At 40.6% G+C, this 11,505-nt stretch carries 9 protein-coding genes, 2 tRNA genes and 3 rRNA genes; 12 read left to right on the forward strand and 2 right to left on the reverse strand.

Features of this window, described 5'->3' with window-relative positions; translation table 11 throughout:
- Positions 1–31: 31 nt before the first annotated feature.
- The 8 genes from LF20184_RS01505 to LF20184_RS01540 all read left to right on the forward strand — a co-directional run bounded on the left by LF20184_RS01505 (position 32) and on the right by LF20184_RS01540 (position 7,881).
- A 16S ribosomal RNA gene (locus tag LF20184_RS01505) occupies positions 32–1,598 on the forward strand.
- 84 nt (positions 1,599–1,682) lie between these two features.
- Positions 1,683–1,757, forward strand: a tRNA-Ile gene (locus LF20184_RS01510).
- Positions 1,758–1,782: 25 nt separating this feature from the next.
- A tRNA-Ala gene (locus tag LF20184_RS01515) sits at positions 1,783–1,855 on the forward strand.
- Positions 1,856–1,966: 111 nt separating this feature from the next.
- A 23S ribosomal RNA gene (locus LF20184_RS01520) occupies positions 1,967–4,884 on the forward strand.
- Positions 4,885–4,961: 77 nt separating this feature from the next.
- Positions 4,962–5,078: ribosomal RNA gene (rrf, locus tag LF20184_RS01525) — 5S ribosomal RNA — on the forward strand.
- Together the 16S, 23S and 5S rRNA genes with 2 tRNA genes alongside form the textbook arrangement of a ribosomal RNA operon.
- A gap of 111 nt (positions 5,079–5,189) precedes the next feature.
- On the forward strand, positions 5,190–5,732 hold the full coding sequence (locus LF20184_RS01530) for a GNAT family N-acetyltransferase (RefSeq protein WP_010021157.1): 543 nt from the start codon (positions 5,190–5,192) through the stop codon (positions 5,730–5,732).
- Positions 5,733–5,795: 63 nt separating this feature from the next.
- Complete coding sequence (locus tag LF20184_RS01535; protein WP_010021155.1) at positions 5,796–6,641, forward strand: aldo/keto reductase; 846 nt, start codon at positions 5,796–5,798, stop codon at positions 6,639–6,641.
- A gap of 184 nt (positions 6,642–6,825) precedes the next feature.
- Positions 6,826–7,881, forward strand: a complete 1,056-nt coding sequence (locus LF20184_RS01540) for a baeRF8 domain-containing protein (protein ID WP_010021153.1) — start codon at positions 6,826–6,828, stop codon at positions 7,879–7,881.
- Between the two features lie 119 nt (positions 7,882–8,000).
- On the opposite strand, the gene LF20184_RS01545 is transcribed toward LF20184_RS01540, so the two are convergent.
- Positions 8,001–8,570 (reverse strand): sugar O-acetyltransferase, encoded by a 570-nt coding sequence (locus LF20184_RS01545; RefSeq protein WP_010021152.1) that lies wholly within the window; start codon positions 8,568–8,570, stop codon positions 8,001–8,003.
- Positions 8,571–8,748: 178 nt separating this feature from the next.
- Between LF20184_RS01545 and LF20184_RS01550 the strand changes: the two genes are divergently transcribed.
- The 3 genes from LF20184_RS01550 to LF20184_RS01560 all read left to right on the forward strand — a co-directional run bounded on the left by LF20184_RS01550 (position 8,749) and on the right by LF20184_RS01560 (position 10,746).
- Positions 8,749–9,357 (forward strand): NAD(P)H-binding protein, encoded by a 609-nt coding sequence (locus LF20184_RS01550; RefSeq protein ID WP_010021151.1) that lies wholly within the window; start codon positions 8,749–8,751, stop codon positions 9,355–9,357.
- A gap of 63 nt (positions 9,358–9,420) precedes the next feature.
- A complete protein-coding gene (locus LF20184_RS01555) occupies positions 9,421–9,873 on the forward strand; it encodes a flavodoxin (RefSeq protein WP_010021149.1) in 453 nt (150 codons plus the stop codon).
- 372 nt (positions 9,874–10,245) lie between these two features.
- Positions 10,246–10,746 carry a hypothetical protein gene (locus LF20184_RS01560; protein WP_010021148.1) on the forward strand — a complete coding sequence of 167 codons (501 nt, stop codon included), beginning with the start codon at positions 10,246–10,248 and terminating at the stop codon, positions 10,744–10,746.
- Between the two features lie 69 nt (positions 10,747–10,815).
- On the opposite strand, the gene LF20184_RS01565 is transcribed toward LF20184_RS01560, so the two are convergent.
- Positions 10,816–11,040: a hypothetical protein gene (locus tag LF20184_RS01565; RefSeq protein WP_010021147.1), complete on the reverse strand. Its 225-nt coding sequence runs from the start codon at positions 11,038–11,040 to the stop codon at positions 10,816–10,818.
- Positions 11,041–11,195: 155 nt separating this feature from the next.
- Between LF20184_RS01565 and LF20184_RS01570 the strand changes: the two genes are divergently transcribed.
- Entirely contained in the window at positions 11,196–11,447 is a 252-nt protein-coding gene (locus tag LF20184_RS01570) for a RodZ family helix-turn-helix domain-containing protein (RefSeq protein WP_157769877.1), read from the forward strand.
- Positions 11,448–11,505: the final 58 nt, after the last annotated feature.

Raw genomic sequence — 11,505 nt, forward strand, 5'->3', positions numbered from 1 at the left:
CTAGTATAATTTTTTATGAGTCACAAACTTTTAATATGAGAGTTTGATCCTGGCTCAGGACGAACGCTGGCGGCATGCCTAATACATGCAAGTCGAACGAACCATCCTGAAGATTGAAGCTTGCTTCATGATTCAGACCTTGGTGAGTGGCGGACGGGTGAGTAACACGTGGGTAACCTGCCCAAAAGTGGGGGATAACATTTGGAAACAAGTGCTAATACCGCATAACAACTACTTTCACATGATCGTAGCTTGAAAGATGGCTCTGCTATCGCTTTTGGATGGACCCGCGGCGTATTAGCTAGTTGGTGAGGTAATAGCTCACCAAGGCAATGATACGTAGCCGACCTGAGAGGGTAATCGGCCACATTGGGACTGAGACACGGCCCAAACTCCTACGGGAGGCAGCAGTAGGGAATCTTCCACAATGGGCGAAAGCCTGATGGAGCAATGCCGCGTGAGTGAAGAAGGTTTTCGGATCGTAAAACTCTGTTGTTGAAGAAGAACATGCGTGAGAGTAACTGTTCACGTACTGACGGTATTCAACCAGAAAGCCACGGCTAACTACGTGCCAGCAGCCGCGGTAATACGTAGGTGGCAAGCGTTGTCCGGATTTATTGGGCGTAAAGAGAATGTAGGCGGTTTATTAAGTTTGAAGTGAAAGCCCTCGGCTCAACCGAGGAAGTGCTTCGAAAACTGGTAAACTTGAGTGCAGAAGAGGAAAGTGGAACTCCATGTGTAGCGGTGGAATGCGTAGATATATGGAAGAACACCAGTGGCGAAGGCGGCTTTCTGGTCTGTAACTGACGCTGAGATTCGAAAGCATGGGTAGCAAACAGGATTAGATACCCTGGTAGTCCATGCCGTAAACGATGAGTGCTAAGTGTTGGAGGGTTTCCGCCCTTCAGTGCTGCAGCTAACGCATTAAGCACTCCGCCTGGGGAGTACGATCGCAAGATTGAAACTCAAAGGAATTGACGGGGGCCCGCACAAGCGGTGGAGCATGTGGTTTAATTCGAAGCAACGCGAAGAACCTTACCAGGTCTTGACATACCATGACAAACTAAGAGATTAGTCTTTCCCTTCGGGGACATGGATACAGGTGGTGCATGGTTGTCGTCAGCTCGTGTCGTGAGATGTTGGGTTAAGTCCCGCAACGAGCGCAACCCTTATTATCAGTTGCCAGCATTCAGTTGGGCACTCTGGTGAGACTGCCGGTGACAAACCGGAGGAAGGTGGGGACGACGTCAAATCATCATGCCCCTTATGACCTGGGCTACACACGTGCTACAATGGTCGGTACAACGTGTTGCGAACTCGCGAGGGCAAGCAAATCACTTAAAACCGATCTCAGTTCGGATTGCAGGCTGCAACTCGCCTGCATGAAGCTGGAATCGCTAGTAATCGCGGATCAGCATGCCGCGGTGAATACGTTCCCGGGCCTTGTACACACCGCCCGTCACACCATGAGAGTTTGTAACACCCAAAGTCGGTGGGGTAACCCTTCGGGGAACTAGCCGCCTAAGGTGGGACAAATGATTAGGGTGAAGTCGTAACAAGGTAGCCGTAGGAGAACCTGCGGCTGGATCACCTCCTTTCTAAGGATATGGTGCTTTAGCACCAACGGAAATACACAACGTTAAAACTTTGTTTAGTTTTGAGAGGCCTACCGGGCGCATTTCGGGCCTATAGCTCAGCTGGTTTAGAGCGCACGCCTGATAAGCGTGAGGTCGATGGTTCAAGTCCATTTAGGCCCATTCTCAGAAATTTTAATAGTACCATGGGGGTTTAGCTCAGCTGGGAGAGCACCTGCTTTGCAAGCAGGAGGTCATCGGTTCGATCCCGTTAACCTCCATTGACAGAGATGTCATACTCGTACCTTGAAAACTGGATATTAAGAATTAATGATTTAAAGAAACACCGAAAACTGCGCGATAAAAGTGGATGTATTTCCATATTTTGTCAAGATTAAGTTATAAAGGGCGCACGGTGGATGCCTAGGCACTAGGAGCCGATGAAGGACGTAACTAACGACGATACGCCTCGGGGAGCTGTAAGTAAGCTTTGATCCGGGGATTTCCGAATGGGGGAACCCAAATATCGTAATGGATATTTACTTGTTTGTGAATACATAGCAATCAAGAGGAACACGCAATGAACTGAAACATCTAAGTAGTTGCAGGAAGAGAAAGAAAATTCGATTCCCTGAGTAGCGGCGAGCGAAACGGGAATAGCCCAAACTATGAAGCTTGCTTCATAGGGTTGTAGGACTGATGTTGTGAGAACAAAAGGTAACGATAGTTGAACAAGTTGGAAAGCTTGGCCAAAGAGAGTGAAAGCCTCGTAAACGAAATCTGACCCACTCCATTCAGTATCCTGAGTACGGCGGAACACGAGAAACTCCGTCGGAATCCGGGAGGACCATCTCCCAAGGCTAAATACTCCCTAGTGACCGATAGTGAACCAGTACCGTGAGGGAAAGGTGAAAAGTACCCCGGAAGGGGAGTGAAATAGATCCTGAAACCGTGTGCCTACAAGTAGTCAGAGTCCGTTTATGGATGATGGCGTGCCTTTTGTAGAATGAACCGGCGAGTTACGTTAACATGCAAGGTTAAAATGAAAAGTTGGAGCCGTAGCGAAAGCGAGTCTGAATAGGGCGACTAAGTATGTTGATGTAGACCCGAAACCAAGTGACCTACCCATGACCAGGTTGAAGATGCGGTAAAACGCATTGGAGGACCGAACCCGTGTATGTTGAAAAATGCTGGGATGAGTTGTGGGTAGCGGTGAAATTCCAAACGAACTTGGAGATAGCTGGTTCTCTCCGAAATAGCTTTAGGGTTAGCCTCGGGGATTAGGATCGTGGAGGTAGAGCACTGTTTGGACTAGGGGCCCGTCTTGGGTTACTGAATTCAGATAAACTCCGAATACCATTGATCTATACCCGGGAGTCAGACGATGAGTGATAAGATCCACCGTCGAAAGGGAAACAGCCCAGATCACCAGTTAAGGTCCCAAAATTCATGCTAAGTGGAAAAGGATGTGGAAACGCATAGACAACTAGGATGTTGGCTTAGAAGCAGCCATTCATTCAAAGAGTGCGTAATAGCTCACTAGTCGAGTGATTCTGCGCCGAAAATGTACCGGGGCTAAGCATGATACCGAAACTGTGGATGCATCGTAAGATGTGTGGTAGGAGAGCGTTGTAAGAGCATTGAAGCTGTACCGTGAGGAGCAGTGGAGTTCTTAGAAGTGAGAATGCCGGTATGAGTAACGAAAGACCAGTGAGAATCTGGTCGGCCGCAAGACTAAGGTTTCCTGGGGAAGGCTCGTCCTCCCAGGGTTAGTCGGGGCCTAAGATGAGACCGAGAGGTGTAATCGATGGATAACAGGTTGATATTCCTGTACTAGTTTATTTTGTTTGAACGATGGAAGGACGCAGGAGGATGATGTGTGCGCGCTGATGGATATGCGCGTCCAAGCAGTAAGTCTTGATATGAGTCAAATGCTTATATCTCTAAGGACAAGCTGTGATGGGGAGTGAAATTTTAGTAACGAAGCACAACAACTCACACTGCCAAGAAAAGTTCCTAGTTAGAAATAAACTACCCGTACCGCAAACCGACACAGGTAGTCGAGGAGAGTATCCTAAGGTCAGCGAGTGAACTCTCGTTAAGGAACTCGGCAAAATGACCCCGTAACTTCGGGAGAAGGGGTGCTGGTGTAACAGCCAGCCGCAGTGAATAGGCCCAAACAACTGTTTATCAAAAACACAGGTCTATGCTAAATCGTAAGATGACGTATATGGGCTGACGCCTGCCCGGTGCTGGAAGGTTAAGAGGATCAGTTAGCTTTTGCGAAGCTGAGAATTGAAGCCCCAGTAAACGGCGGCCGTAACTATAACGGTCCTAAGGTAGCGAAATTCCTTGTCGGGTAAGTTCCGACCCGCACGAAAGGCGTAATGATTTGGGCACTGTCTCAACGAGAGACTCGGTGAAATTATAATACCCGTGAAGATGCGGGTTACCCGCGACAGGACGGAAAGACCCCATGGAGCTTTACTGTAGCTTGATATTGAGTTTTTGTGTGACATGTACAGGATAGGTAGGAGCCGTTGATTTCGGAACGCTAGTTTCGAAGGAGGCGTTGGTGGGATACTACCCTTGTTATATGAAAGCTCTAACCTACATCGCTCAGCGCGATGAGGGACAGTGTCTGGTGGGCAGTTTGACTGGGGCGGTCGCCTCCTAAAATGTAACGGAGGCGCTCAAAGGTTCGCTCAGAATGGTTGGAAATCATTCGCAGAGTGTAAACGTAAAAGCGAGCTTGACTGCGAGACTGACAAGTCGAGCAGGGACGAAAGTCGGAGTTAGTGATCCGGTGGTACCATATGGAAGGGCCATCGCTCAACGGATAAAAGCTACCCTGGGGATAACAGGCTTATCTCCCCCAAGAGTTCACATCGACGGGGAGGTTTGGCACCTCGATGTCGGCTCATCGCATCCTGGGGCTGTAGTCGGTCCCAAGGGTTGGGCTGTTCGCCCATTAAAGCGGTACGCGAGCTGGGTTCAGAACGTCGTGAGACAGTTCGGTCCCTATCCGTCGCGGGCGTAGGAAATTTGAGAGGAGCTGTCCTTAGTACGAGAGGACCGGGATGGACATACCTCTGGTGTACCAGTTGTGCCGCCAGGCGCATCGCTGGGTAGCTACGTATGGAAGGGATAAACGCTGAAAGCATCTAAGTGTGAAGCCCCCCTCGAGATGAGATTTCCCATTCCTTTATGGAAGTAAGATCCGTTAGAGAATATGACGTAGATAGGCTGCGGGTGGAAGTGTAGCGATACATGGAGCTGAGCAGTACTAATAGATCGAGGACTTAATCGAGTAAGAGTTTACAGCAGTTTGAAGTGTTTTAAATCATTGATATTAATATCTAGTTTTGAAGGTACGAGGCAAAATAGTGTGGTGGCGATAGTGAGAAGGATACACCTGTTCCCATGCCGAACACAGAAGTTAAGCTTCTCCGCGCCGAAAGTAGTTGGTGGGAAACTACCCGCGAGGATAGGGAGCTGCCACACAACGTAAGGAATCAACATTAGTTGATTCCTTTTTTGTTGTCCTCAAGTAAATTAATAATAAAAAGTCTATAATATAGAATTATTAGAAATTTGAAACGAGAAGGTACAAAAATGACAAGATTTAGACAAGCTACTATTGATGATGCTAAAGAATTAGTAGCGATTTATGCACCATATATTACTAATACCACAATTACTTTTGAAACCGAAATTCCAACCATCGAGGACTTTCAACAACGGATCAAAGACATTACGACAAATTTTCCCTATTTAGTAGCCGTAGATGATGATGATAAGATTCTAGGTTACGCTTATGCTCATTTGTACGGAACGCGCGCAGCATATGCTTGGACGGTTGAAGCTAGTATTTATGTTGATCACAATTACAAAGGTCACGGTTTAGGAAGAGAGCTGTATCAACGATTAGAAGCGATTCTAAAGCGACAAGGCGTTGTTAATCTATTAGCAGCTGTTACTGAAGAAAACAGCGGTAGTGTGAAATTTCATGGGAAACTCGGTTATCGAGAAGTTGGCACCTTTCAAAAAGCAGGCTTTAAATTTGGTCGTTGGTTAGATGTTATTTGGCTACAAAAGGAACTCAATCCTAAATTACCAGAAATGAAGCCAATCGTTCCCTTTAATGAGTTGAGTTAAAATGTTTGACCTAAAGTTAACTCGAGGTAATATACTTAACTTGTAAAATGGAAGGAGCATTCTATGACTAAATTAACAGATACTTTTGATATTTATAATGGTGTAAAAATTCCTAAGGTAGCTTTTGGTACTTGGCAAATTCCTGCAAATCAAGCTAGACAAGCAGTTTCAGATGCTATCAAGACAGGATACAGACACATTGATACAGCCTTGGCTTACCAAAATGAAAAAGAGGTCGGACAAGCTGTTCGAGAATCTGGTGTTAAACGTGAAGATATATTCGTGACTTCGAAGTTGCCAGGCGAAACCAAGACTTATGACGGTGCTTTGGCTGACTTTGAAACTACAATGAAGAATTTGGATTTAGATTATTTGGATCTTTATTTGGTTCACGCTCCATGGCCATGGGGTAAGATTGGTGCTAATTATGATAAGGAAAATACTGAAGTATGGCGTGCTATGGAAGAAATTTATAATTCTGGACGTGTCAAAGCAATCGGTGTTTCCAACTTCAATGTACATGATTTGGAGAATGTGTTGAAGACAGCAACAATTAAACCAATGGTTGACCAGATTCAATATTATATTGGTTTCACAGAACCTAAGATTACTGAATTTGCCCAAAATAATGATATTTTAGTTGAGGCATATTCACCTTTGGCAACTGGAGGCTTGATCAATAATCCAGATGTTAAGAAAATTGCTGATAAATACGGTGTCAGTGTTCCTCAATTGGCAATCGAATTTGTTATTCAAAATGGTGTCTTGCCACTTCCTAAGGCCGTTCATGAGGAACATATCGTTGCTAACGCTAAGTTAGACTTTACTATCAGTGATGAGGATATGAAGACCTTAAACGGATTTCCAGATACTGCACCATCTCATTTCCACAATCCAACACAAGGATAATAAAAAGGTATTTGACTATAACGAGTCAGATACCTTTTTTTGCGTAGTTTTTACTTGAGACATTCAAATAATCACAGAAAAATTATATTTAATTATTAATAAAATGATAGACAAAGAATCAGGTAACATGCTAATATCATAATATACTAATGATAACGATAAGATTTATATGTGAGGTGAAACTATGAGATTATCAGACAATTTGTTAAAGCTATTAGCATCCGATATTGAACCTAAAATCAGCATTATTATGCCGATCTATCCTCAAACACCGCAGGTAGAAGTTAATTTGATTACCTATAAGAACCTCTTAAAAGAAGTCAAAAAAGATTTAGAAAAATATCCACGTCGGGAGTGGAATAAAGCTGTTGAACAATTAGAATCGTTAGTCCTTGATCGAAAATTATGGAATGAGACTAAGTCGGCCCTTTTGATCTTTGCAAACAACGAAATGATAGAAATTTGCGAAATGGAACATCTGGTGGCGGCGAAGTCTCACGTTGGTAATACTTTCTTGATTCAAGATTTGTTACTACCTGAGGAGAGGGTTCATCAAGCAGATTATTTGATTGATCTCAGTCGTGATCGCATTCAGGTTTACAATGTTAGGACTTTGAAAAAAGCTAATTTAGCGGGGTTGCATACGCATTTTGATGATTATTATGATGACTTTGATGTTAGTGCTAATTTGAATTCACGTTCAGTTGGCGAAGTTATTTTTTATCATGGACATCGTGCTAAGTCAGAGCAGCAACAAAAAAATCAAGTGATTTATTATCGATATTTGGATAAAGAATTGCGTAATCTTCATTTGGAGTACGGTTATGAATTCTTGATTGCTGGTTTGCCAGAAGTAGTTGATGCTTTTCTAAAGTTGTATGCGAAGAGAAAATATTTAAACGGTGTGATTCATCAATCGGTTATTAATTTATCCCAAGCTGAATTAAAGCAAAGAGTATCAGAATATTATGCTTTTGAGAGAATTGCTGATATTGAAGAAATGAAGCAAAGCATATTATCAGCTCATAAGAGAAATCAGGTTCTGAATGATTTAAAGATTATAGAATTTGCGATTAATAATCGTGATGTCAAATCGGTTGTCTCTTTTAGTGATGGAAAGTCGTATTCAATTGCTCATAATAAGTTGTTAATTAAATCCTTGCTGAACAAAATTCATTGTCGGGTAATTTATACGCCACACGTTAATCGTTATCATGGTATGAATGCTATTTTGTATTAGTACTAAAAAAACTCATTTTCCTATTAATGGAAGATGAGTTTTTTTGTGGACGAAGCGTCAACTATTAATTCTTAACAAATCGTTTAATAAAAATTACAGTGAACTTGTACCAAAGTAATTTATTTTTGTGGTTCGTTTTTTCTTAAAATTCTTGCGGGATTGCCGACAACGATAACATTGTCAGGAAATGAATGAGTAACAACTGATCCTGCACCGACGATGACGTTATTTCCTAAGGTAACGCCTGGTAAGATACTAGCGCCACCACCGACCCAAACGTCATTTCCAATCGTAATTGGGGCGACTCTTTCAGCTTCAGTTCTTCTAACTGCTGGGTCCATGGGGTGTTTAGGCGTATAGAGACCAACTTTAGGGCCAAACTTGACATCGTTACCGATAGTGATTTTTCCTTCGTCACAGAGCGTTACATCGTGGTTAGCGTAGAAATGGTTACCAATAGTGATGTTGACTCCGTAACTAAAGTAAAACGTAGGTTCAGCGAAAAATCTATCGCCAACTGATTTCATTAGGATCTTGAGTTTTTCGTTACGTTCTTCACTGTCAGCAATTAAATTGTATTGCATTAATTTGGTACGTACATCGTTGCGTAGATCGGATAAAGGTTTTGATTCTAAATAAAGTTCTCCATTTATCATCTGCTGATACGCAGGATCTTGTTCAATATCCATTCTTTTTAGCATCTCCTAAATATTTTATATATTAAGGATAGCATACTTGTGAAAAATTAAGAAAAATCTTTGAAAATGATTAATTTGGCTGAAAATATGAAAATTTATTGTTTACTTGAGTTGGATTTTGCTCAAAGCGGTACGATAGAAGTGTAAATAAATTTCGGAGGTAGATTAAATGACAAATGTTCTAATAATCGGTGCGACTGGCTTAGTTGGTCAAAAGGTCACCAAGTATTTTCTAGATAAGACTGATGATTATTTAACTTTGATGGCTCGTAATACTAGTATTTTGTCTATTGATGAAAAGCGTGAACGTGTAGTTGAAGGGGACGTCATTGACGATGAACCTTTGATGGAAGCTTTGAAGGGTAACGACGTTGTTTTCGTAGCTTTGGATAGCAATTTGGAGCAATCAACGCAACGGATTCTTGATGGGATGGAGAAACTCGGTATCAAGCGAATTCTCTTTGCCAGTTCAATGGGATTATACAACGATGTACCAGTCAGCGATGGTGCTTCAGGTAATTTGACTGAAGATGCCATTTTGAAGCATTATCAAGCCGCAGCACAAATGGTAGCTGATTCTGGATTGAATTATACGATAATTCGTCCGGGCAATTTTGATAACGGTCAAGATTTGAATTATGAAGTTACCGCTGACGGCGAAGAAAATAAGAGTCAAGATGTATCGATTGTCAGTGTGGCCGACTTTGTAGTGAAGCTGGCTCAAGATGAGAAGTTAGGTGCCAAAGAAAGTTTAGGTATCAGTCGTAAAGAAGCATAATTCTCTTGAGCTAAAGTCGACTTTAGGTATTAGAATGAAAGAAAATGATAAAGAGGTAGCGTAATGGCAAAATTAATTATCTATTTTTCACTTTCTAACAATACTAAAGAAGCGGCTCAAAAGGTTCAAGAAATCACTGGAGCTGATATTTACCGTCTAGAAGCTAAGAATCCTTATCCAGAAGGATATTCCAAGTATTCTAAAATTGGGATGAAGGAATTTGAAGATGATATTCATCCGGAAATCAAAGAAGATATTCCTGATTTTGATAAGTATGACACGATTTATTTGGGATATCCGACATGGGGTGGAAAGATTCCGATGATCTTCCATACTTTATTTGAACAATACGACTTTTCAAATAAAAAAATCGTTCCTTTTACAACAACCGGTGGTTCAAGTGCTAGTGAATCTTTGCCTTCCGTAAAAGAGATAGCCAAAAATGCAATTGTGACAGATAATTTTAGATATCAATTTGACGATAAAAAACTAAAAACATTTTTAAATGAAATATAAAAAGCTGAAGCCACTTGGATCGGGAATTATCCAAGCAGCTTCAGCTTTTTGAGGTTTATATAACCAATTAATCATTTTTGTGTGTAATATGGGAGAACGATTAATTGATATTGAATAATGGATTCCATTGGCTACCCCCAGCGGAGATAACCAATGGTATCAACAGTGGTTGTAATTGATTATAATTAATATTTTTCTAATTTACAAGGGTAAACATTAAAAAATAACTAAGTAGATTAGTTTATAAATAATAAAGTCCGTTATATCAACAATATTTATAATAAAATATTCGAATATTGGATATTTAAATTTAAATGTTCAAATCAATTGCAACTAGTTGCTATTTGATGACATACTATCAAGGCGAAAGGAATGGGTGATAAAATGCGTCATCGCAAAAGTAATAAAAAACCATTGATCATCACACTAGTCTCAATATTAGTCGTGCTAGTTTTGTGCGTTGTTTTCTTTTTCCCATTAAATAATGCAATCAGAAATATTACTGGTAATGATACGGCAAGCGATAAAGTCGTTAAATCTGAATTAGTTAAAAAAGTTAAATCGAAGAAAAACGGTAATCCTCAAAGGGATGAAAAAATCGACCGTGCAGCTTCAATTTTGGGTAAGAAAAAGATGTCAGCAATTATGTCCGCTGCTAATGATCAGAAAAAAACAGCTAGTCTGATCGAGGATTCATCTTCTTTATCTAAAGAGCAATCTCAAAAAGCTGCGGCGGAAATTTTTTCCAATGAAGATTACACTCCGTTGAGAAAAGCAGTCAGCGATGGCAATTGGTATCAAGCTTACCAACAATATCAAAAATTGTCTGATAATGGCGATTTAAGTCAATTGCAACAAAATATTAGTCAATAAGAACAAAAATAACGCAGGTTTTCACCTACGTTATTTTTTTATTCTTAAGAAAAAGCATTTTTAAGGTTTCTATAAGAATTTTTTGATATCCTTTTCATCGGAACTGTCATAGAAAAAAGCTTCAATGGGGATGTCATATTTCTCATGAATGAGTAAAATCTCTTTTTGTGTAAAACCTAGATTATCATTCTTACGTCGAATGGTAGAGGTAGATTTTTCCAAGAGTGTGGCAATGTCGCTCTGCTTAATATTTTTGAGAGTGAAAAATGCCTTTAGATATTGATTATTGTACATAGTAATGTGTATCTCCAACTCAAGCCTTTTTCCTTAATTTAGGAACAGTCTTATGTTAAACTAAAAATACAAATTTTTCAATAAATATTTTTGAAAAAGTCATATTTTAGGTTAAAATATCATATATGAAAGGTATAGGTTGTATTTGACATATGATGACAATTGGAAGATATTTACGTACTAAAAGATTCTTTAAGGAATTAACTTTGCAACAGGTAGTTGATACTGTACGAGAGAACTATAATTTTTCAACATCGACTTCAGTTTTGAGCGCGATTGAGACTGATAAGAATAAAATTCTTGATGGTGAATTGTTATTTGTCTTAGCAGATTTATACGGCGCTGACTTAGAAGAGTTAAGCGATTTGATCTTAAAGAACCTTAAAGCAAATAATAGAAGAAATTAAAAAATTAGACTTAAATTCGTATGGGATAGTCTAAAACTTGATATAAAAAAATAAATAT

The sequence above is a fragment of the Companilactobacillus farciminis KCTC 3681 = DSM 20184 genome, from assembly GCF_002706745.1.
GTDB lineage: Bacteria > Bacillota > Bacilli > Lactobacillales > Lactobacillaceae > Companilactobacillus > Companilactobacillus farciminis.